This window comes from Pseudoalteromonas sp. SW0106-04 (assembly GCF_001293805.1).
In the GTDB taxonomy this organism is placed as follows: domain Bacteria; phylum Pseudomonadota; class Gammaproteobacteria; order Enterobacterales; family Alteromonadaceae; genus Pseudoalteromonas; species Pseudoalteromonas ruthenica.
In genome coordinates this window covers 156,823-177,752 of sequence record NZ_BCAI01000010.1, presented here as the reverse complement: position 1 = coordinate 177,752, position 20,930 = coordinate 156,823, and the positions used below count along the sequence as shown (strand labels likewise).

21 protein-coding genes are annotated in these 20,930 nt (G+C 47.8%); 10 read left to right on the top strand and 11 right to left on the bottom strand.

The window, feature by feature from the left end; all coding sequences use genetic code 11:
* Positions 1 to 27 precede the first annotated feature (27 nt).
* Both W04_RS12735 and W04_RS12730 read left to right on the top strand, forming a co-directional pair.
* Complete coding sequence (locus tag W04_RS12735) at positions 28 to 327, top strand: helix-turn-helix domain-containing protein (protein WP_197275966.1); 300 nt, start codon at positions 28 to 30, stop codon at positions 325 to 327.
* 95 nt (positions 328 to 422) lie between these two features.
* Positions 423 to 2,582 (top strand): ATP-binding protein, encoded by a 2,160-nt coding sequence (locus W04_RS12730; protein WP_022943681.1) that lies wholly within the window; start codon positions 423 to 425, stop codon positions 2,580 to 2,582.
* Here the strand turns inward: W04_RS12730 and W04_RS12725 are convergent.
* The 8 genes from W04_RS12725 to W04_RS12690 form a co-directional block, all read right to left on the bottom strand.
* Complete coding sequence (locus W04_RS12725; protein WP_053911095.1) at positions 2,579 to 3,988, bottom strand: mannose-1-phosphate guanylyltransferase/mannose-6-phosphate isomerase; 1,410 nt, start codon at positions 3,986 to 3,988, stop codon at positions 2,579 to 2,581. The two genes, W04_RS12730 and W04_RS12725, sit on opposite strands and share 4 nt — an antisense overlap.
* Positions 3,989 to 4,043: 55 nt before the next feature.
* Positions 4,044 to 4,700: a glutathione S-transferase family protein gene (locus tag W04_RS12720; protein ID WP_053911094.1), complete on the bottom strand. Its 657-nt coding sequence runs from the start codon at positions 4,698 to 4,700 to the stop codon at positions 4,044 to 4,046.
* A gap of 71 nt (positions 4,701 to 4,771) precedes the next feature.
* On the bottom strand, positions 4,772 to 5,545 hold the full coding sequence (locus tag W04_RS12715) for an amidohydrolase (protein ID WP_053911093.1): 774 nt from the start codon (positions 5,543 to 5,545) through the stop codon (positions 4,772 to 4,774).
* Positions 5,546 to 5,547: 2 nt separating this feature from the next.
* Positions 5,548 to 7,278 carry a DUF4153 domain-containing protein gene (locus tag W04_RS12710; RefSeq protein ID WP_053911092.1) on the bottom strand — a complete coding sequence of 577 codons (1,731 nt, stop codon included), beginning with the start codon at positions 7,276 to 7,278 and terminating at the stop codon, positions 5,548 to 5,550.
* An 87-nt stretch (positions 7,279 to 7,365) separates the two neighbouring features.
* A complete protein-coding gene (locus W04_RS12705; RefSeq protein ID WP_053911091.1) occupies positions 7,366 to 7,605 on the bottom strand; it encodes a VF530 family DNA-binding protein in 240 nt (79 codons plus the stop codon).
* Between the two features lie 104 nt (positions 7,606 to 7,709).
* The gene (locus tag W04_RS12700; protein ID WP_053911090.1) at positions 7,710 to 9,410 is read right to left on the bottom strand and encodes an alkaline phosphatase D family protein; all 1,701 of its coding nucleotides are present in this window, start codon (positions 9,408 to 9,410) and stop codon (positions 7,710 to 7,712) included.
* A gap of 96 nt (positions 9,411 to 9,506) precedes the next feature.
* Positions 9,507 to 10,988: an FMN-binding glutamate synthase family protein gene (locus W04_RS12695; RefSeq protein ID WP_053911089.1), complete on the bottom strand. Its 1,482-nt coding sequence runs from the start codon at positions 10,986 to 10,988 to the stop codon at positions 9,507 to 9,509.
* A gap of 128 nt (positions 10,989 to 11,116) precedes the next feature.
* Complete coding sequence (locus W04_RS12690; RefSeq protein WP_022945016.1) at positions 11,117 to 11,422, bottom strand: DUF6482 family protein; 306 nt, start codon at positions 11,420 to 11,422, stop codon at positions 11,117 to 11,119.
* A 100-nt stretch (positions 11,423 to 11,522) separates the two neighbouring features.
* On the opposite strand from W04_RS12690, the gene W04_RS12685 reads away from it, so the two are divergent.
* From W04_RS12685 to W04_RS12675, 3 genes are all read left to right on the top strand, one after another.
* On the top strand, positions 11,523 to 12,221 hold the full coding sequence (locus W04_RS12685) for a pseudouridine synthase (protein ID WP_053911088.1): 699 nt from the start codon (positions 11,523 to 11,525) through the stop codon (positions 12,219 to 12,221).
* Between the two features lie 61 nt (positions 12,222 to 12,282).
* Positions 12,283 to 12,660 carry a BlaI/MecI/CopY family transcriptional regulator gene (locus W04_RS12680; protein WP_022945014.1) on the top strand — a complete coding sequence of 126 codons (378 nt, stop codon included), beginning with the start codon at positions 12,283 to 12,285 and terminating at the stop codon, positions 12,658 to 12,660.
* 1 nt (position 12,661) lies between these two features.
* Positions 12,662 to 13,861 carry a TonB family protein gene (locus W04_RS12675; RefSeq protein WP_053911087.1) on the top strand — a complete coding sequence of 400 codons (1,200 nt, stop codon included), beginning with the start codon at positions 12,662 to 12,664 and terminating at the stop codon, positions 13,859 to 13,861.
* Between the two features lie 79 nt (positions 13,862 to 13,940).
* Here the strand turns inward: W04_RS12675 and W04_RS12670 are convergent, their stop codons facing one another.
* Positions 13,941 to 14,324, bottom strand: a complete 384-nt coding sequence (locus tag W04_RS12670) for an MAPEG family protein (RefSeq protein WP_022945012.1) — start codon at positions 14,322 to 14,324, stop codon at positions 13,941 to 13,943.
* Positions 14,325 to 14,551: 227 nt separating this feature from the next.
* On the opposite strand from W04_RS12670, the gene W04_RS12665 reads away from it, so the two are divergent.
* The 5 genes from W04_RS12665 to W04_RS12645 all read left to right on the top strand — a co-directional run bounded on the left by W04_RS12665 (position 14,552) and on the right by W04_RS12645 (position 19,009).
* Positions 14,552 to 15,406, top strand: coding sequence for a hypothetical protein (locus tag W04_RS12665; protein WP_045979380.1), 855 nt, complete (start codon positions 14,552 to 14,554; stop codon positions 15,404 to 15,406).
* 9 nt (positions 15,407 to 15,415) lie between these two features.
* Positions 15,416 to 16,540: a DUF4785 domain-containing protein gene (locus tag W04_RS12660; protein ID WP_053911086.1), complete on the top strand. Its 1,125-nt coding sequence runs from the start codon at positions 15,416 to 15,418 to the stop codon at positions 16,538 to 16,540.
* A gap of 175 nt (positions 16,541 to 16,715) precedes the next feature.
* Positions 16,716 to 17,588 (top strand): DMT family transporter, encoded by an 873-nt coding sequence (locus tag W04_RS12655; protein WP_053911085.1) that lies wholly within the window; start codon positions 16,716 to 16,718, stop codon positions 17,586 to 17,588.
* 90 nt (positions 17,589 to 17,678) lie between these two features.
* Entirely contained in the window at positions 17,679 to 18,152 is a 474-nt protein-coding gene (locus W04_RS12650) for a hypothetical protein (protein ID WP_053911084.1), read from the top strand.
* A 29-nt stretch (positions 18,153 to 18,181) separates the two neighbouring features.
* Positions 18,182 to 19,009 carry a hypothetical protein gene (locus tag W04_RS12645; protein ID WP_053911083.1) on the top strand — a complete coding sequence of 276 codons (828 nt, stop codon included), beginning with the start codon at positions 18,182 to 18,184 and terminating at the stop codon, positions 19,007 to 19,009.
* A gap of 7 nt (positions 19,010 to 19,016) precedes the next feature.
* On the opposite strand, the gene W04_RS12640 is transcribed toward W04_RS12645, so the two are convergent.
* A complete protein-coding gene (locus W04_RS12640; protein ID WP_022945006.1) occupies positions 19,017 to 19,334 on the bottom strand; it encodes a multidrug efflux SMR transporter in 318 nt (105 codons plus the stop codon).
* A complete protein-coding gene (locus tag W04_RS12635) occupies positions 19,334 to 20,866 on the bottom strand; it encodes a carbon-nitrogen hydrolase family protein (protein ID WP_022945005.1) in 1,533 nt (510 codons plus the stop codon). Before W04_RS12635 ends, W04_RS12640 begins: the two co-directional genes overlap by 1 nt.
* Between the last annotated feature and the right edge of the window lie 64 nt (positions 20,867 to 20,930).

Here is a 20,930-nt window from a genome sequence, read left to right as displayed (position 1 = left end):
CCCCAACCCTGCATGCTTACAGAATGTATGGCGGTCATTTCCGGTGCCTGGGCGCCCAATGTAATTTGGTGTTTACGCGCTGGACCGCGCCGCTTTAATGAGCTGCGAATTGATATCCCACCGATTTCGGCAAAGGTACTTTCAACTCGCCTAACTGAGCTATTAGAGCGCGGCGTTATTGTTCGCCATGTACGTGATACCTCTCCGCCCTCGGTGGAGTATGAGCTGACCGAGCTTGGCCAAGAACTTATTCCAGCATTAGACGAAATCGTGAAGGTCGGACACAAACTTAAAACCATGGGCTATTTACAAAAGCAGTACGACTAGCACCATAACCACGGATGAGTTGTGACTTTTCGCATGGCCATCGAGTGAATTTTGCGTATAGTAGTGGCTATCTAACGTAAACTTTTAACTTGTTGATGCTCGACGCAAAAGCCCTTTTTTACACCAGTGCCGCTGCCGTATTTGTTATGGCGCTGTTGAACTTTATTACCTGGCGGGCCAACCGTAATTTTGTCGGTATTGGCTTGTACGTGTTTTATCCCGTGTGCTTGTTATTGGCGATTTTACTGTTCGCGTTAAAGAGCACCGTTGATGTGGGCTCACAGGCGTTAGTGGTACTGGCTAACATTAGCTTTATGCTCGGCTCCATTATTCATGTGTTAGCCATCAGCCGTTTTTTAGATTACAAAGGTTTTGTTACCACCTTATTTATTTTCGTTAGCGCCTTTTTACTCCTTGGTTTTACCTATTTTATGTTCTTCGACAGTAACTTACGTACTAGGGTGTTATTGTCTGACTTACAACATATTGCTGAAGCACTGTGTCTAACCTACATTGTTATTCGCTACGGACGACATAAATACCCCAGTGCCAGTTTGGTGTATTTAATTGCCTTAGTGATGTGCTTAGGCATATTCAGCGCCCGCACAATTTGGATTGGCGATATCGACCGCTTCAGCCTGATCCGTAACGATTGGTTTAGTATGACGCTGCTAATTAATGGCGTGCTAGCGCCGATGCTCTACGCCGCTGGTTTGGCGTTATTCTGTAACGAGCGTCGCGAGCTAAACCTTAATCAACTCACAGCCAAGGCGCAGAAAGATTTAGAAATTCGTGGCCTGTTTTTATCTACCGTCAGTCATGAGATTCGCACCCCACTCAATGGCATATTAGGCAGTGCGCAATTGATCATGAACCAATCCAATAACCCCAAAAACAAACCCTATTGTGAAGCCATTATCAACTCAGCCGAGTCGCTTAACTTACTCATTGATAAAGTCCTTGAGTATGCGAGCTTGGACCAAAGTGATGAAGCCCTCTTTGAAGAAGACGTAGAGTTACGCACTTGGATTAATAACCTGTGTTTGTTGCTAAGCCCGCTGGCAGAGCAAAAAGGGGTCAAGTTTGAGTTGAACTTTAACTTGCCGCGACAAGCCTGTTATTACTGCGACCACCAAAAGATACGACAGGTACTGATTAACCTAGTAGGTAATGCCATCAAATTTACCGACCGAGGTGAAGTGATTCTACAGGTAGATTTATTGCGTGAAGGCCAAGAAGAACACACCCTACGCTTTAGCGTTATTGATTCAGGCCCCGGCATAGAACAAGAAGAAATTCAGTATTTAACCGAACCCTATGTACAAAGTAGCGCCGGTAAACTCAAGGGCGGCTCTGGCCTGGGCTTAGCAATCACCAGCCGGCTGCTGGAACACTTAGGCAGCCAGCTTATTATTGATAGTGAAGTTGGCAAAGGCAGTACCTTTAGCTTTGATATGCGCTTAACTGTGGGCGAGCTTAGCCTCGTTGAGAAACGTCCGCAAACGACCCATTACCTCACCGGCCTTGATGTGTTGTTAGTAGAAGATCTCGACCTTAACCAAAAGATTGCCATAGAGTTTATGGCCGAGGACGAGCATCGAGTGAAGCTCGCTACCGATGGCCATAGCGCCATTGAACTGATGCAGCAGTATCATTTTGATGTGGTGTTATTGGACATGAATTTACCCGACTTAAGCGGCCAAGAGGTGATCCGACGCTTGAAGAATATCGACCATCGCAATCATCGTACGCCGTTTTTAGCCTTCACTGCCAGCCTCAGCCCCGATGAAGTGAAAGAATACCTGGCCTTGGGGATCAAAGACATTGTCGGCAAACCTATAAAACAAGAAAAGCTGCGCCAAGCGTTAAGTGACTCGCAGTCCAGTCAAGCACCTAATTTGAGTGTTGAGCTTAAAGATGTGCTCTACGATGAAACCGCCGCAGAGCAAATGGCCAATACCTTTGAAGAGCAAGAGCTGACCTCTATTTATAATGAGTTCGTGCTTTCAGCCCGTAATAAACTGCTGCGTTGCCAGCAGCTTATGGCCAGTGATAAAGAGCAGTGCATCAAAGTGTTACACCGCCAAGCCAGCACAGCTTTGCAACTCGGGTTTAATCGCTACGGCATGGCGTTAAAGAAAATTGAACGGCGATTGCTTGAGGATAAGCCGCTAGATACTCACCTAAGCGATTGCCTTGAGTTATGGCAACAAAGCTTAGAGCTGTACCTTAAATCAATGCGCGCCCAAGTCTAGCGGCCATAATCATCATCAAAACGGACGATATCATCTTCTTCAAGGTATGCACCGCTTTGCACCTCAATCACCCGCGCGACAGTGTTTGAGGCGTTGCTCAGGCGGTGTTTTTGTCCCGCAGCGATAAAGGTTGATTGTCCAGCGCTGAGCTGGCTTTGCTGGCCATCAATCTCCACCAGCACAGTGCCGCTAACAACCACCCAGTGTTCAGCGCGATGCTGATGTAGCTGCAAAGATAGTCGCGTCTTAGCATGAAGCATAATGTGCTTTACTTTAAAACCTGGCCCCTCATTGAGCACCTCGTAGCTGCCCCAAGGTCGAAATACTTGGCGGTGACGCAAACGTCGCTGTGGGTATTGCTCACTGACTTGGCTAAGTAGAGCTGGCATAGTGTGCAGCTGCGATTTGGCTGCCACCAAGGTGGTATCACCGCTTTGCACTACTGCCAAATCATGCACTCCTAAGGTCGCCACCACCTGATGCTCGTCAGTCACCACTAAGTTGTTATGACTATCTTGCAGCACCGCCTCACCAATCACCGCATTGCCCTGATGATCTTGCTCTGTGTGTTGCCATACTTGCGCAAAGCTGCCTAGGTCGGCCCATTGCAGTGGCAACGGGCAAGTGAGCACCTGTTCGCTATGCTCCAGCAGAGCATAATCAATAGAGTCACTGGGCACGTGTTGCCAGGCGTCGGCATCGACACGAACAAAATCAAGATCGCTGTGAAAGTGCGCCGCTTTGCGCAGCGCAGCCATCATCTGTGGTTGGTGTTGCTCTAGCTCTCGCACAAAACAGCCACTGGTAAACATAAACATGCCGGAATTCCAGTAGTAATTCCCGTGTTCGATATACTGCTGCGCTAGCGCGTACGAGGGCTTTTCCTTAAAGTGCTGTACATGAAATAGATTGCTCGCCTGTTCTGCGGCTTTACCTTTTAAAATGTAGCCATATTCTGTTGCGGCGCGCGTGGGTTCAATGGCGAACGTAAGTAGCGCCTGCTCACTGTGCTGCGCTAACGCCGGTAAACGCTCAATTAAACACGCGGGATTAGCTATCGCATGATCCGCCGGGGTCACAAATAAGCTCGCATCGGGATAATGTTGCTGTGCCCACAGTGCGGCAATAGCCACCGCTGCGGCAGTATTTTTGCTCTGTGGCTCGAGAATAATGGCGCAGGGGTCAACCCCTACTTCGAGTAATTGCTGCGCGACCATAAATCGATGTTCGGCGTTGCACACCACCAGCGGTGGCAGCAAGCAGTGATGCTGTACTCGCAGTGCTGCTTGCTGTAACAGTGAATGCTCACCATCGAGGCATAAGAATTGTTTTGGACGGTCTTGGCGCGATAACGGCCATAAACGAGTACCGCTACCGCCCGCTAAAAGCACAGGTAAAATCAACATACCAGCTCAGAACTAATAATCGAATAACGATTATACCAGTTCTTCATGGCGTTGATTAAGCCTTGGGTTGATCTGCAGAAGGCTCTCCATACTGAGCTAGTTGCTCTTGCAGTGCCGCCTCAAATGCGGGCCGAGCACAGGCCCGCTGAAGGTACGCATTACAGGCTTTAAACTCAGCCAAGGCGTCAAAGCGCGCCACTAACCGCAGTACATCGGCCATTAAAATATCGGCGATAGAAAAGTCGGCGGCCAACCACTGCCGCTGCGTCAACACTTGCTCCATGTGCGTCAGTCGAGCGCGTAAAAAGGCGTCCAACTGTTGTCGGGCTGGGGTGTCATTGCTATCACCACAGAACTGGTAAATAGACCAGGGTAAACTAGCGGCTTCAACCGAGTTTAACGCCGCAAAAACCCATTCAATCACCTTGCTCCGTTCGCTGGCGACACTGGGCATCAGTGCGGTACTTTTCTCGCCGAGATGTAACAAGATAGCGCCGCTTTCAAACACCGACAGCTCGCCATCTTCGAGCCAGGGAATTTGCCCAAACGGTTGCCGGGTAAAATGCTCAGCGCTTCTATTTTTAAATGCCACAGTGGCAACGCGGTAATCAAGACCGGCTTCTTTTAATGCCCAACGTACGCGCAAATCACGCACATAGCCGCGCGGTAGTTCTGGCACCCAGTCGTAGGTGAAAAGAGTAATCTGAGTCACCGCACACCTCCTTGTTATTGCTAATCCTCTTAGCCTAGCAGCTTAAAAGTGATTATGCCGTGGCCAGGGGTTTACAAATTGAGCTCAAAGTCATCCGCATCCTGCCATGCGGGAAAGGATTCCTTATAGTCCTCTAACTGCGCTAAATCCAAGGTAACCGTAATCGTCTGGGCCTTATTATCCTCGCCATAAGCGAGCTGCTTGCCATCGAAGCGATAAGCTGCGGTGCCGCCATTGTGCTCAACACCTTGACCATCTTCACCAACCCGGTTGACCGCTAACACGTAACACTGGTTTTCTATGGCCCGGGCTTTTAATAACGTATCCCAGGCATCGCGCCGAGCAGCTGGCCAATTAGCAATATTAACCATCACATCATAATCATTACGGTTACGTTGGAATACGCCAAAACGCAGGTCATAACATACTTGAGGAAGGACTCTGACCCCTTTTACGGTGAACACCTTGCGCGCTGTGCCGGCGTCCATGTGCTCACCCTCTTTGCCTAAGCAAAATAGATGGCGTTTGTCGTAATAATCCAGCTCGCCACTGGGCTGCACCCAATATAGGCGGTTAAACTTGCCTGTCTCGTCGGCACTAATAACACTGGCACACAAAACCGCTTGGCGGCGCTGGGCCTGGTCTTTAAGCCAAGCAATAATGCGCTCGCTATGACGCTCCACATTTGGTTCGGCGACAGCGAATCCAGTGGCAAAGGTCTCACTCAGCAAGATTAAATCAACCTCTGGTAGCGATTGCAGCTGCGCCGCTAAGTGTTCGAGGTTTGCCTCTACGTCCAACCAGTGAATGTCATGCTGTAGCAAAGCGACGGTTAGTTTCGACATCGTTACTCCTGTTGCTCATAGATATTTACTGGCACCGATAAACGCGCCCCACCTATCTCGATATGCTGCCATTGCGGCGCTGTTAAAGTAAACTCCCCTGCTGCCAAAGCCTGCTTAATTTGCTCTTCATCGTCAGTAGCGTTGGCCACCTGCAAGTGATAACTCTGCCACTGCTGTTGCTGGTTTTCGGTGAACATCACCCCTTGCAGATAATTGTGTTGCTGGTGCAGCAATAGCCATTCTAACTGCTGATCTTGGTTCACATCGGCAGCAATGAGGTACAAAGAAGCCCCCTGGCCATAATATTTGTAGAAGTTATTGCTATGGATAAACTGTAACAAGCTGGAAGGAGGTTGGTTCGCCGCATCGGCAATGCGCACCCCTTGCAGCCATTGTGACCGCCATTTTTCAAAGTCGCTGGGTTCATCACGATTAGCATATAAGCGAACTATACGCGCTTTAAGAGAGTCATTATCAGTATGCTGTTGTATTTGCTGCAGCGCCTCAAAGCCAGCCTTGCCAAGTTCCCTGTAAAAGTAATACACATCAAACTCATCGGCACTGACTTGCCCCGATTGCAATCGGTGTACTTGGCTTTGGGCACTGAGCTGTTGCAAATTAGCAAGCGGTGAATTGACCGCCAACAACGCCATAAATAATGCGGCGCAGCCGATAACGTTGATTTTGTGCACCCAAATGAGCCATAGCTGGCGCTTGATGATGATAGCCCCGCAGTAACTGAAGGCAAAGTATGCCAAGGTGGCGCTGATCAGCACTCCCCACCCCCGGCTCACTGTCAGGCCATACTGTTCAATGCGCAGCCACAGGCCGTAATGTGCCAACATTGCGTATAGCGGTAAAGTCAGCAGCGCCAATAGCATCCCCCCACGCCACCAGTGATAGTAAGGCAGAGCATCGGTTCGGCTGTACACGGTATTAAAGAAGAACAACAAACTCGCTTGCATCCACAGCAGCATTAAGGTGCTGTTCTCCAGCCGCCAGAGCGACTCTAATCCGGTAAATGGCAAGCTGGCGATAAAGGTAATGGCCAGCACAGCAAGCACGGGCAGTAAAAATTTGGCTAAAATTTTCAGTAGCTTTTCAATATTTTCGACGGCCGAAAGCATGCTTCTAAGAGCAATAGCAGCCCCAGCAAACGCACAGGTAAGCACTGGAATACTAACCCAAGGTTCATCGAGCAGGTCAGCTAAAATTTCAATGCCGATGGTGCTGAATAGCTCGCCGCCAAGTAGCAAAATAAGCCATAAAGCTAAAGCAAAGAAGCAACATAAACTGAACTGAATAAAATGCTGCCAAGATAGCTCATACAGCTGCCGATAGGTGATCGGCTCGCATCTGCTATACAAAGTGGCTACATTAAGTAGCTTTAACGTGGTGATTAAGGCACATAATACAAAGGTGACAATCAACGCGTCGTTATTAAAGAGCTCTTGTTGTGGCTGCTGCGCACCGATATACATCCCCAACACACTCAACAACAGCGAGTAGGGCACGGCTAAAGTTAAAAAGCGCCGCCAACCTGCGCGTTCTAATCGCAGGTAACATAATCCAGGAAAGACGATAGTCAGGGTAACTAAACCCACCAACCAGGTGGGCGATTGCGCTGGCCAGTTGCCATTGTCAACGGCTAAGTACAGCCACACCAGCAAGGCACTTTGCAGCAAAGCCTGAGGCACTAACCACCGTAAAATAAAGTGCTGTTTCTCGGTCATGAGTATGTTCCTATCCTTAGTCGTTCACACTCACCATACGCTATTTTTAGCGCCTTGCGCAAAATCCTTATCGGGACACGAACAACATTATTGTTGGGCGTTGTATGGCCACGTGTGGAAGGTTTTAATATAAAGCTGCTCTACTTCCTCTCTCGCCCAAGGCGTACGACGTAAGAACTTCAGTGATGACTTCACCGAGGGATCATTCTTAAAGCTGTTAATATTGATGTGCTGCGCTAGCACCTGCCAGCCATAATGCTCGACTAGACGAGTCACTATTTGTTCCAGCTTAACGCCATGCAGGGGGTTATTGGGTTGATTATCCATTGTACTTAGCCTTTTAAACAGGGCGCGATTGGCCTCATAGCGCTAAGAATACCATGCAATGCGCAGCGACTGGAAACTGCCGCTGTGCATCATTTAGTCTCAATCTAAAAGTTTATTATGGTAGAAACCGCTTGTTCGTCAGCCGTTTCAATGGATAAGGTAATTGTTCGTTGCTGCCAGTCAATATCAACCATGCCATAGTTGCTGCCCGATTTATTGATAAAATGGCGATTACCCGTACTGAGGCGGCCAATATTATTGCTCACCGTGCCCACTTCACCACCCGGGATCTGAGCGCCACTGCCAGCACAGTTTCCCCATTGCTGAGCAACGCCTTGGCCGTTTGCGTCGGTTTCGGTATAACACCACGGCTTATCATGATCTCGAGTAATACAACCTTGATAAGTTACTCCCGCGTAAGTAAACGGCAGTTGACACTGATGCCGATAAACACCGTCGCCTTGATGATCTGCATAGATAGGCATACGCAGTGGGTTTTCTATATGATACGGCCAATTTTGCCCAAACCCAGAGGCCGTTACCTCATACACTGTGACCGCTTTGCTATACTCAGCACTGGCGGGAATTTTTTTCTGTAGCAGTTCGCCCCAATGTTGGTCGCCCGATAAGAAAATAACAGCTTGGGTACGTCCTTCATTCACGGCTTGCTGAACTAAGCGTAACAGTCTCGCGCGTTGAGCTGGCATCTCTGCCCAAGACTCATAACTCGTTCCTGACATTGTTTGCTCTTGCATACTGCTGAGCGCGTCCTCGAAGGCCTGGCCATCACCATAAGCACAATAGCTGCTGCGGCTACGTTGTTGGTGTAACGGTGGCAGCACTTGAATGCCACTGGCTATTAAGGTGACTTGAGCCGGTTGTTGCAGCTGGTGCTCTAACCACTGCCATTGCTGCTCGCCAAGAATGGTACTTTGCTCACCCTCGCATTGGCCATATTGGCTAAATGTGGGCGAACGGAAGTAGCGTGCATCTAGGGTGATCACATGAGTACGCTCACCGCTGGGGCCAAGCATTTTGGCTTCATATATGCCCTGCTGTTGCTGATAACGTGGGTCAGTTTCGGGGATATCGAAGTGACGTAGATACTCCTGCTGCGCTTGCTCGCGCTTGGGGTAATGCTTACCGTCGTTGTTGCGGCCAAAGTCATGATCGTCCCAAGTCGCCATAACAGGGATTTGTGCAGCCAAAAATTGTCGATAATGCGGGTTTTGCTTCTTATCGTCGTATTTTTGCCGCATAACCTTCATATCTTGGGTGTCGGCATAAATATTATCCCCCAGCCATAAAAATAAATCAGGTTGATGAGAGATCAGTCGCGCCAAGGCCTCTGGCATGTCGCCCTTGGTTTTGAAGCACGAACCCAGGGCAATACGATCTAAACGTTTACTTTGCTGCGGCTGCGTATGTTTAAGTAGCTCAGGTGGCGGCACTGGCGCGCATTCTTGCCAACTGCCATCAGCAATATAACACCAAGGTGCACTGTGATTGCGTGTGCTACATCCATAAAAAGATTCGCCTTGATACTGCGAAGGGGCCTGGCAGCGCTCTCCCTGCACGGTGGTAAATTGAGGGATAGTTTCATTACGAACATGCCCCCATGTCGCACCGTCTATGGCTTCTTGTAAATAACACCATTGCGAACCGCTATTATTTCTGTCGGTTGTGCCTTGATAATCAGTGCCCATATAACTGAAGCGCTTTTTACACGCTTCATAGTGCACCTCGGGCTCAGCCAAGGCCGCGCTACTGAACAGTGCCACCATAACACTTAATGTTTTTTTCATTATATCCTCGGTAAGTTGTAAAGTTCCTTTAAAAGAAACAGCCTACCGAAGTAATGTTAAAAAGAGGTTAAAGTCAGCAGCTCGCCCTTTTACGCGTTACTTATAATGCGCGTACATCTCATCCAAGGTTTGCGACAAACCGTCTTCTTGCACCACACGCACATGCTGACGATTTAGGCCACGTATGTTATTCACTCCACAAGAGTGAGCAATCAGACCTATGCCATAGTGAATATATTTATTGTAGTTCGCAACGCGCTGAGTTTTATCAACCACATCAAGCCCTTTCATCAGTTTCGGGTTGTGGGTGGTGATCCCTGTGGGACAAGTATCTTTGTTGCATTGCAGCGCCTGAATACACCCCAAGGAAAACATGTGGCCACGAGCCGAGACCACAAAGTCAGCGCCCAAGGCAATCGCCCAGGCCACTTTAGAAGGCACAATCAACTTGCCAGAAACAATGACACGAATACGACCACGTAATCCATTATGCTCAAGCAAGTCGACCACCCAAGGCAGGCTCTCTTTCAATGGCAAACCAACCGAGTCCAGCAGCGGTTGAGGGGCGGCGCCAGTGCCGCCATCGGCGCTATCAATAGTGATAAAATCTGGCGCACTGTGCTCGCCACGTTGTTTAATCAGGGCCACCAGTTGCTCAAGCCACTGAGTTTCCCCTAATACTGCTTTAAATCCCGTTGGCTTCCCGGTCACCTCACGCACGTGGTTTATCATATCCAGCAAATCACTAACGCTTTTAATTTCCGGATGTCCATTCGGGCTAATGGAGTCTTTACCCTCAGGAATGCCACGAATTTTGGCGATTTCAGCGTTGACCTTAACCCCAGGTAACATCCCGCCTTTACCGGGCTTTGCACCTTGACTCATTTTGATCTCGAACATTTTAACTTGCTCATGGGCCGCCACTTCCTTGAGTTTATGATCACTGAGCTGACCATGCTCATCACGCACCCCATATTTGGCGGTGCCAATTTGAAAGACAATATCGGCGCCACCCTCAAGGTGATAGGGGCTCAATCCCCCCTCACCGGTATTCATCCAGCACCCCGCTTGGCGGGCTCCGCGCGATAGCGCCAACACGGCGCGTTTAGATAAAGCGCCATAACTCATGCCAGAGATATTAAACACCGCCTTCGCGGTGTAGGGGTGGCGAGATTGCTCACCGAGCACAATGGGCTCAGGGTCAATGGCGTCTTCTTCTAAGGTGGGAAAGGCACAATTCATAAACATAATGGTGCCGGCGGGATCTAAGCTTTGTGTGGAGCCAAATGCGGAGGTGCGATCAACATTTTTCGCCGCTTTGTATACCCAGCTGCGCTCGGCACGGTTGAACGGCATTTCCTCGCGGTCCATGGCGAAGAAATATTGCCGAAAAAACTCGCCTTGGCGCTCGAAAAAATAACGAAACCGACCAATTACTGGATAGTTTCGACGAATTGCATGCTTGTTCTGATTAACATCAACAATATAAAAATAAATCACCACCAGTACGATGATGCCCAACGCCAGTAAAAACAGACTGGTCAAAAAGTCGATGGCGTATATGAAAAAGTCGCTCATCAGCTAACCCCTTGTTGTCCCTAATGCTATGCAGATTTACATATAGTGAGGCAATTGACCAGACTGTTAATGGGGTTATTTGCTTTCTACCCAGAGTACAGCGATTGAAACAAAAGTACGCAGCACCATTAGTAATAACCGTTTTTGCCGTAGGGCACTTCTAAAGTGTTATCTTGTTGGCGAGTCGGCTGACCGCACATTTCATCGTAAGCACTGCTATGGCGCAGTACCATTGCGTGATAGGCAATATCATCGAACAGCTTTTGAATATGCAATGGGCTATTGGCTTTGAGGATCTCGCCTCGAGGGTCTTTGACATAGTATTCAATATTGTTGATTACTACCGATACTTGATACAACGCCATATCCAATGAGTGGATCACTACTTTTTGAATCGGTTGATGATGCTGCAGGTTAGTAAAGTCGATACCCATGATTTGCTCCAAACATTAAGGTTTAAAGCTATACGTAAGCAAAGGCCATGGCGATTAAAGCATGCTATGATGGCCTTGTCCGTTAGTTACAGTAATAATCATGTCACCGCCTATTCGTGTCGCTAAGTTTTTATCTCATGCTGGCGTTTGCTCACGCCGACAAGCCTCAAGACTGATTACCGCCGAGCGAGTGAGAGTCAACGGTGCCTTGGCGCAACACATTACCCATGTCAGTCTCCATGACCATATCACCGTGGATGGCGAGGAAGTGCTGGGACTGGCGCCGAAACGTTATTTTGCTTATCACAAACCGGTGGGCATTGATTGCAAGCTGCAATCACACAACCCTCATAGTCTTATTCATCACCTCCCAGCTGGACCCCGTGTTTACCCGGTTGGTCGCCTTGATAAAGACTCACGCGGATTACTGATATTGACCAATGACGGTGCGCTGTGCCAACGCCTCTCACACCCCGACTTTGCGCATCAAAAAGAGTATTGGGTTGAAGTTGATAAACCATTAAACCCCGAGTTTTTTGTGCAAATGCGCAGTGGCATTACTCTGGGCGAACACACGACGCGTCCCTGTGTTTGCGAACCTCTTTCAACAACTCGCTTTAAAATCATCCTGACCCAAGGGCTTAATCGGCAAATCCGTAAAATGGCGAAGCACTGCGGCTATCGGGTGACCGACCTTATGCGTGTGCGTATAGGAGACTATGTACTGCAACCCGAGCGGATCAACGAACACCATTTTCAAGCACTGACACCGGAGCAGGTGTACGGATTACAAAAATAACTTGACGACATTGACTACAAGTGTAATCTTTAGTTTAAGAATTACATTTGTGAGCAATACTATGATCGAGTTGTCGAAAGCCGAATTTGCCGTTATGGAAGCCCTTTGGCAAGGCCACCCAGCGAAAGCCAGCGAGGTGGTTGCACGCCTGAGCGACGACACCCAGTGGCATGAAAAAACCATAAAAACGCTGTTAGGCCGACTAGTAAAAAAACAGGCGGTCAGCTTTGAAAAACAGGGCCGTTTATACAGTTACACACCCACAATTGGCCGCGAAGAATATACCCTCAAGCAAAGTAAGAGCTTAATACAACGATTTTTCAGTGGCCGTATTGCGCCATTAGTCAGCGGTTTTGCGAAAACAGAGCAACTGTCACAGCAAGATATCAACGAACTCAAAGCCGTTATAAAAGAGTGGGAAGACCAACAAGGAAAGTAATATGTTTGCCTGGATCATCGCCCAACAAGCTTGGCTCTCTGCGTTGTTAATAACACTTGTTATTGTCGAGCGCTATGCCCTTAAATCATTGACCGCCCGTTTTATATATGGCCTGTGGCTTGTGGTTCCTGCAGCGCTCATAGCGCACCATGTTGAGCTCAGCCAATCAGTGGCATCACCGACAGTGCTAAACAGTTACATCGTGACGCCTCTGCAGCAAGCGAGTACGCAGGTTAGCATGAATTGGGAAATCGCTTATTGGTTAGTGGTCACAGTGTTATTGCTAGGAGTTTTCTTGCAGCATGCACAGTTTCAACGCCGCATAGGCGCTAAACTGACCAGCACTGCCAACGTAAGTAATGCATCACTGCCTATTTACGAGAGCACAAAAATAAGCTCCCCCATGCTTATCGGCTTTATAAGGCCACGTATTGTGCTACCTAGCTATTTGGTAACACAGCATAACCCCGACACCTTGGCTTTGATGATTGAACATGAGCATGTGCACCTAAGACGCCATGACAACATCATTAATGCCGCTGCGTTAGGTTGTGTGATTTTAATGTGGTTCAACCCACTAACATGGCTAGGATACTTCAGCTTAAGACGCACCCAAGAGCTGGCCTGCGATGAACTGGTATTGGCAAACAAATCGGCCACACAGCGCTTGCTGTATGGCAAATCCATGGTCGAGTGTGCGAGTCGTTCGCAACTGCACAGCTTGGCTTATTCATACTACGGAGATAAAAACATGATGTTACAACGCTTACATAATATGCAATCGGCGAATCGGGGTCATATCGTCGCTAAAGTGCTGAGTATTTTACTCGCACTCGCGAGCCTAACGCTGATTGCCACAACACAAGCAGGTGAAGGGCACAATCAAGACAAAACCGACCAACCGCAAGCAATGATACGCATAGAACCAAAATACCCAATTGAGGCTGCGGAACAAAACATTTCCGGTTCTGTGGTTTTGCGATTCCAAATTGCGCAAGATGGTTCGGTGAACAATGTTACGGTGGTGAAATCACAGCCGGCCCAAGTGTTTGACAAAGAGGCGGTGCGCGCGCTTGAACAATGGCAATACCAGCCTTATTCGGATCCTGAGCATGAGCACCTAGTGCAACTTGATTTCAAACTCAGCAACGACGTGCAATTGCCTGATTTAACCGAGCGCATTAACGTCACTTCGCACTAATTCGCGACCAACAAAAACACAAAGCAAGCCCCTTAAATTAGGTGCTTGCTTTGTGTTTTTCGTTAACACCAGAAAAGTGCTAAATACTTAGTGCGATCATAGCAATGGGACAGGCATAAGAAACCGCCCAAATTAATGAGCGCAGCAAATGTAAATCAAACCAATAGCAAAGACAGTACAACACCCGCGCAACAATATAGCTGATAGCTAAGGTATCCATAACTGCGGCTTGTTTATTGGCGCCAATCACCACAGCTAATGCCACAGCAAAAATAATCAGGGACTCGAAGCTATTTTGGTGCGCTGCTAATGCTCTTGCGCCAAAGCCGGTAAGCGCTTGTTGTTGCGCCCTAGGGTGGCGATTATCGTACCCCCCTTGCTGGTTCTGCGCCCAAGCGAGCGGCGCTTTGGCAAGTATAGGTAACACACAGGCGATCAACGCACACACAACTAATACACTCATAATCGTTCCTTTTTAAAGGCCACAGGCTTGGTACTACCCTAATCCAATGATAAGCCCGGTGCTAGGTTATTGTTTTTTACGCATCACAGCTCCTATTTTAGCCCCTAAAACAGACACCAAGGTTAAATAATTGTAAATTTCAGCTTGCAATTGTACCTCTTTAGTCTATTTTCTGATCGGAGGTCACACCTCTACCCTGATGGAAATAACAATCAACAGGAACACACATGAAAATAAAACTAATCTCTCTCGCGCTTACGCTCGGAATGAGCCAAGGCGTTTTTGCAACTGAGGGCGTTGCCTTCATTCACGGTACAGGCCAGCAAAGCGATGCCTACAACGACTACTGGACCAGTGGTTTTGTTGATAAGGTTCGTCAAGGCATTGCCAACCCCAATAACTTTACGGTGATTAATTGTGACTTTGAGCAGTTTATGTGGGCCGAAGGCGCCGCAGGTTGCCTAGCCGACTCATTAAACAGCTTTATTGCCAACAAAAATATTACTGACTTAACGCTGATCACTCATTCAAACGGCGGCAATGTCGTGCGTTGGATCCTCTCCAACCCCACGTGGGATAGCCGTTACCCAAGTATCATCAATAAAGTCAATCACACCATCGCCTTGGCCCCTTCCAGTGGCGGCACCCCTTTGGCTGATGCGGTGATTGCCGGTAACACCTTTGAACAAGGGTTAGGTTGGATCCTCGGCTACGGCAATGACGCAGTAAAACAACAGCAAGTATCTTGGATGGCTGCTTATAATGCCGAGTGGTTAAAAGGTACGCCGAATCGCCCAACCCTCCCCTCACGTTTTGAAACCGTGATCGGCAGCGACGTTGAATCTGCGGTGTGGGATTCGGATAGTTATTGCGGTGGTTATCAAAATCAGGTTGGCCTAGAGGTCACGCAAAACTGGTTAGATGACTGTTCCGATGGTTTTTTAGAGTGCAGTTCTCAAGCTCTAGCAGGCTCGGTATGGTTTACCGATAAATCACGCACTCGTGGCAGTGAGCCACTAAGCCACCAGCAAAGTCGTCGCGACTGCTTTGGCTTGGGCGATATGCTGAAAAACAGAATATAGGAGCTAGACATGAAATACACACTAACCCTGAGTGCTCTGGCCATGATGACCAGCGCCGCAATGGCCAATGAACAAACCATATATCAGTGGCCTAATGTATATCAAGGCGACAACACCAGCTTGCAACAGTTAACAAAAAGCAGCCATGAATACTGGCAAACGGTCAGTGGTCGAGAGCTTAAACAAGGTGTGGCTGTGCACGTCACCCAAGCCGACCACCTCATCCGCGTTGCGCCAAAAGCGCGTTTTGACAGCGGCACAGTGATTAAACCGCAGCAGTTGCAAATGGATAAACTGCAACTGCGAGATGCAAAAACTAACGCCACATTGGCCCTAAAAAGCATAGCTGCACAGCAACAAATGCAACAAGCGGGCTTTAAAGATGGCAGTGTTGCCATTCAACTCAAAAATGTCAGTGCGCAGGGCAAACCGATGCTACAAAGTACTCAGCCACTGGGTGACGATGACCAATACTTAGTGCATGTAGTAGAGAAAGACTCCCCCTATGCACTGAAAGCCCACGCCGATTTCAGCGTCGATGAACAACAGCGCTCCCTGGCGATGGATTTATCAATAGCGCAGCAGGGCAACGCTAGCAAGGCTGCCAACAATGTTTCGCTGCGCGTTCACAGCCCAGTGAATGAACAACTATCTGCTCGTTACGCCAATGGTAAAGTGATTTTCAGCCAGCCGTTACAGCATGTAGGAGCGGCGCAAGGATTTTATGAAATAGAAGCCGACACCACAGTAAACATTAACGGCCAACAGGTTAAACGCACCATAAAACTGCCTTTTGTGTATAGTAAAGACACTATTACCATGAAAACCGCAAAAGTCAGTGCGCTCGGTAATAACCGTTTCCAAGCCAGCGTACCGGTGAATGTGAGTGATGAAGGCCGTTACGCTATTCGCGCTACGCTGCAGGGGATGGTAGCAGGTAAGGCCACCAAGCTGGCTACTGTCGAGGTCGCGAAAGAGATAAAAGGTGTTGATACCTTTACCCTGCCTTTCGATGTTGCCACAGCGGCTACGGGGCCATTCAAGTTGGTGGATGTCGAGTTAAGTGACCACACTCGGATGCTGAAATTCACCCCCACCCAGAAGTTTGTTAAAGGCCCGGTAGCCGGGTTTTAAGCGCACGATGATATGCACCCAATATCAGGCTTGGCTTGGTATTGGGTTTATCCTACCTACGCCTACAAACACCTTAAGGTAGTTATTACCTTGGTTAATAATGAGTATCTAATTTCCTCATTCGCCAACGCTACAACACCATGATAACTTAAAGTTTTTCTTGTTGGTTGAATTCATGGCTTGGGTGTTGTTGACATTGTTAGCGGCCTTTTCGCAAAGCTGGCGCAACGCTCTGCAGAGCCAGCTGAGCTGTCATACCTCCAGCCTTGCGGTCACCCTTGCACGATTTATCGTTGCCGGCCCACTCGCTGGTGTTTATCTTGTTGTGCTTTACCAAGTCCAACCAACCCAACTGATCACCCCATCACCGACCTTACTCTACTACGTCGTTGGCGCAGCGCTGATGCAAATACTCGCCACCGCCTTGATGGTACGGTTATTCAAAATGAACAACTACGCTGTGGGCGCAGGGCTGGCAAAGAGCGAAGCCTTGGTCGCGGCTATTTTAGGTATGTTATTTTTTGGCTCAACGCTCTCGTTATTGGGCTGGTTTGGGGTTATTCTCGGTGCTATTGCGGTCATGCTGTTGTCGGGCCCAAGCTTACGCGCTCTCAATGGGCCAACGGTATTGCTTGGGCTTGCCTGTGGCAGTAGCTTCGCCCTCACCTCTTTATGGGTGCGCCAAGCGAGCCTCAGTTCAGGACTGACCTTTCCGCATAGTGCTGCTTGGGTTTTATTGTTTGTAATTACCCTGCAAACCCTCATTTTACTGGCCTATCTTGGCTATAAAGATCGGCCCGCATTATTAAGCTTATGGCGATATCGGCGACTAACGGCTTGGATCAGCTTAACCAGCTGCATTGGCTCTATTGGCTGGTTTAGTGCGATGAGTTTAGAGCACGTCGCCTATGTAAAAACCTTGGGCCAAGTGGAGGTATTTTTCACCATGCTAATCTCCTATCTATGGCTCAAACAGCCAGTAAAACGCCGTGATAGCCTAGGCCTGCTGCTGATTGCTATAGCAGCTATTGCAGTGATGTGGGGGTAACAGCCAGCTCTTATAAAATAAGTTACTTTTTCTTAACTTTGTCTAGGTTTTATTGTATGTTTACAGCTGGACATGTAAAGGGAACACATTATGTCACCAATGAAAAAAGTGGTTTACACTTTTCTTTTCTTTATCTTTACCTTCGCATTAAACCTGCAAGCAGAGCCTAAAAGCCAGCACAGCGGCTTGGTCTCGATCAAAGATAATCCAGGTTTTAAATACTTTAAATCCACCTTATTAAAGGTAATTGAGCAAAGAAGACCTGAATTAACGGGGCAGCACCATTTTTATGTTGCTCACTACCCCGAGGGCAGTGAGCACTCTTATATGTTTTGGAAGGAAGCAAGGCTACTTTGGGTCTTACACCTAGGAACACCAGAAGAGTACGGTTGGATGTCAATGCAGCTACCTAGTAGTGGAGAGTTGCTGCACGTTGATAGGGATGTTGTCGCCACTCAAGAAGAAGTGGGCACAAGCACTTATTTGGTAAGTCAAGACTGGATGAATGATAAAATTTATAAGTGTGTAGTAGACGGAGATTTGATAACTATCACTTACGAATAATAAAGGAAATTATAAAAGGGAATTAGCTTATGGCACACTTTTCAAGTACATCAAATCATAGCAAGCCTATTACCTCAGTATCTATACCTGAAAATGGCTCTAGGCGGCTACATTTAGTAGGGCTGAAAGCAAGGCTTTCTGGTGAAATAAAGTTGGAATCGAACAACACAAACCTAAAGGCTATTGTTAAAAGTGCACCTTTTGATGGGCCTAAAGGGATCTGGGTTATAGATATAAAATGTAGCCAAGCAACGCAGGCTGCTAAATTGAAAGTATGGTATAGAGGTATCGAACAAGCCGTCCTAACTGTCAACATTGTCCAGCAAAAAGTTTACGTCTTACCGCCAGAAAATAACGATAAAGGTCTACTAGTCAGGCTCTTTTTGGTCGAGAGCCTCAACCCTAGTAAAGGAAACCTTTACAATAGCAGCGATGTTTTTAAAAGCATGCTTTGGATGGGATGCACCATTAGGAATAGAAAGGAACATAAGAACCCATCTATATTCGGGATCAAGCTACGCGCAGGAGAAAGTAATTATTCTTACTCTGATGTAGTTAAAGCCAAAAACCAATTTCATGGCTTTGAAAAATATCCATCTCTATATATTGATATAAAAACCAACCTTGCGACCATATACTCGATAGCAAACAATTACAGTCACCCAAAGCAAGATATATATCGTATTTTTATCGATAACGCTGAAAAAGCGGCTTTAATGACTATAAATAATACCTTTACCGATCCTTGTAAGACGGGGATATACGGATGGCGAACTAGAGGGTCCAGCCATCCTGGGGGAAGCTTCGTCAAATACAAAGACTTTGCTGGACAAACTTTTTATACATTAAAGGGCTAGAATGCCCTTAGTTCGCCACCTTTAAGGTAATCACTCCAGCGATAATCAATAACACGCCGAAATAACGCATTAATGATGAGCTATCGCCGTAGAAAAACACCCCAACCAAGAAGGTGCCTGCGGCGCCTATGCCTGTCCAAACCGCATAGGCTGTGCCAATGGGAATGGTCTTTTGCGCCAGCCAAAGTAAAAAGCCACTAACACCCATAAATACAATTGCCATGGCTATCCCTAACCAGCGCGTTTGTGGCTCCTGAGCCAGTTTTAACCCCACTGGCCAACCAATTTCAAATAACCCTGCGCAAATCAAATACAACCACGCCATTAAGAGGCTCCTTTAACTAACTTTACTTGGTACAGATCATCGCGACGATCTTTAAGATTGCGCACTGTGCCTTCACTGTGGAGAATTTTCAACTTATCCATATCAAGATCAGAGAACAACAACATCTCAGTGTTAGGCGTGGCTTCGTTCAAGCAAGCATCATGAGGAAAAGAAAAATCCGATGGCGTTAATACCGCAGCTTGCGAGTACTGCACGTCTAAGCTTTCCACTTCCGGTAAATTACCCACACTGCCTGCGATGACTACATAGCATTCATTTTCAATGGCGCGCGCTTGGGCACAATGGCGCACGCGTAAGTAGCTGTTTTTGGTATCAGTCCAAAAAGGTACAAAGAGAATATCCAATCCCTGCTCGGCAAGAATACGCGCCAGTTCGGGAAACTCTACGTCGTAGCAAATCTGAATTCCTACTCGTCCGGCATCAGTGTCAAATACCGCTATTTTATCACCACCTTGGATCACCCAGTCATTGGCCTCATGAGGTGTAATATGGATTTTGCGTTGTTCATCCACTTTACCACTGCGATGGCACAGGTAACTGACATTATAAATAGTGTCATTCTCAGCAACCGGCATTGAGCCGGTGATAATATTGGCGTTGTACTCCACCGCCATACGCGACATCGCCTCAACGAGCGTGCTGGTATACTCAGCTAAAAAGCGAATCGCCTCGGTCTGGCTGCGATGTTCTTGTATGCCCATCAACGGCATATTGAAAAACTCAGGGAAGAGGATGAAATCGCTTTGGTAGTCGGAAACGGTATCGACAAAATACTCCACTTGCTTAAGCAGCTCATCGACGCTTTCAACACTGCGCATCTGCCATTGCACCGCACCCACACGAACAATCGACTTGGTGCTTTCAATAACTGTATCCGTAGGCTCAAAGAGAATATTATTCCACTCCAATAAGGTGGCATAACCCACCGACTCTTCATCCTCTGGCAGGTACTTTTTTAACAGCCGCTTGACCTGAAAGTCGTTGGCAAGCTGAAAGCTGAGGATTGGGTCATACACCTCTTTCCTATCCACTTTTTCGATGTATTCCATAGGCGACATCTGGGCGCGGTAGTTGTGATAGAGCGGTATACGACCTCCGGCTAAAATAGCCCTTAAGTTATACTGCCGGCATAGCTCTTTACGCGCATCATACAAACGTCTTCCTAAACGCATGCCTCGGTGACTCGCGGCAATCGCCACATCTAAGCCGTACAAAGCATCGCCATTAGGGTCGCTAAACACTCGGTCATGGCCATCGACGATATCATCATAAGTATGAGGGTTAGAGAAGCGCGCATAGTCAACCTGCACACTGAGGGCGATGCCTACTAACTGCTCATCATCAACAATGCCAATTTGCCCTTCAGGAAACTGGTCAATCAAACGGAAAATCGTGTGGCTAGGCCAAGCACCACCTAAATCGGGGTAAGCTTCGTCCATTAGTGTTTTAATCTGTGGGTACTGCTCTTTGGTCAGATTACAAATGGCTAAGCGGGTTTTTTCTACCGACATCATTCCCTCCCATGGGCACTGTAAAACTCTATTGTGGTGTTAGTGCAGGCAAAACAAAAGAGCC

Coding starts and splice junctions, on each gene's coding strand:
- W04_RS12735 (WP_197275966.1), top strand. CDS start 28: ATGGCGGTCATTTCCGGTGCCTGGGCGCCCAATGTAATTTGGTGTTTA.
- W04_RS12730 (WP_022943681.1), top strand. CDS start 423: ATGCTCGACGCAAAAGCCCTTTTTTACACCAGTGCCGCTGCCGTATTT.
- W04_RS12725 (WP_053911095.1), bottom strand. CDS start 3,988: ATGTTGATTTTACCTGTGCTTTTAGCGGGCGGTAGCGGTACTCGTTTA.
- W04_RS12715 (WP_053911093.1), bottom strand. CDS start 5,545: ATGTCGAAACTAACCGTCGCTTTGCTACAGCATGACATTCACTGGTTG.
- W04_RS12710 (WP_053911092.1), bottom strand. CDS start 7,278: ATGACCGAGAAACAGCACTTTATTTTACGGTGGTTAGTGCCTCAGGCT.
- W04_RS12705 (WP_053911091.1), bottom strand. CDS start 7,605: ATGGATAATCAACCCAATAACCCCCTGCATGGCGTTAAGCTGGAACAA.
- W04_RS12700 (WP_053911090.1), bottom strand. CDS start 9,410: ATGAAAAAAACATTAAGTGTTATGGTGGCACTGTTCAGTAGCGCGGCC.
- W04_RS12695 (WP_053911089.1), bottom strand. CDS start 10,988: ATGAGCGACTTTTTCATATACGCCATCGACTTTTTGACCAGTCTGTTT.
- W04_RS12690 (WP_022945016.1), bottom strand. CDS start 11,422: ATGGGTATCGACTTTACTAACCTGCAGCATCATCAACCGATTCAAAAA.
- W04_RS12685 (WP_053911088.1), top strand. CDS start 11,523: ATGTCACCGCCTATTCGTGTCGCTAAGTTTTTATCTCATGCTGGCGTT.
- W04_RS12680 (WP_022945014.1), top strand. CDS start 12,283: ATGATCGAGTTGTCGAAAGCCGAATTTGCCGTTATGGAAGCCCTTTGG.
- W04_RS12675 (WP_053911087.1), top strand. CDS start 12,662: ATGTTTGCCTGGATCATCGCCCAACAAGCTTGGCTCTCTGCGTTGTTA.
- W04_RS12670 (WP_022945012.1), bottom strand. CDS start 14,324: ATGAGTGTATTAGTTGTGTGTGCGTTGATCGCCTGTGTGTTACCTATA.
- W04_RS12665 (WP_045979380.1), top strand. CDS start 14,552: ATGAAAATAAAACTAATCTCTCTCGCGCTTACGCTCGGAATGAGCCAA.
- W04_RS12660 (WP_053911086.1), top strand. CDS start 15,416: ATGAAATACACACTAACCCTGAGTGCTCTGGCCATGATGACCAGCGCC.
- W04_RS12655 (WP_053911085.1), top strand. CDS start 16,716: ATGGCTTGGGTGTTGTTGACATTGTTAGCGGCCTTTTCGCAAAGCTGG.
- W04_RS12650 (WP_053911084.1), top strand. CDS start 17,679: ATGTCACCAATGAAAAAAGTGGTTTACACTTTTCTTTTCTTTATCTTT.
- W04_RS12645 (WP_053911083.1), top strand. CDS start 18,182: ATGGCACACTTTTCAAGTACATCAAATCATAGCAAGCCTATTACCTCA.
- W04_RS12640 (WP_022945006.1), bottom strand. CDS start 19,334: ATGGCGTGGTTGTATTTGATTTGCGCAGGGTTATTTGAAATTGGTTGG.
- W04_RS12635 (WP_022945005.1), bottom strand. CDS start 20,866: ATGTCGGTAGAAAAAACCCGCTTAGCCATTTGTAATCTGACCAAAGAG.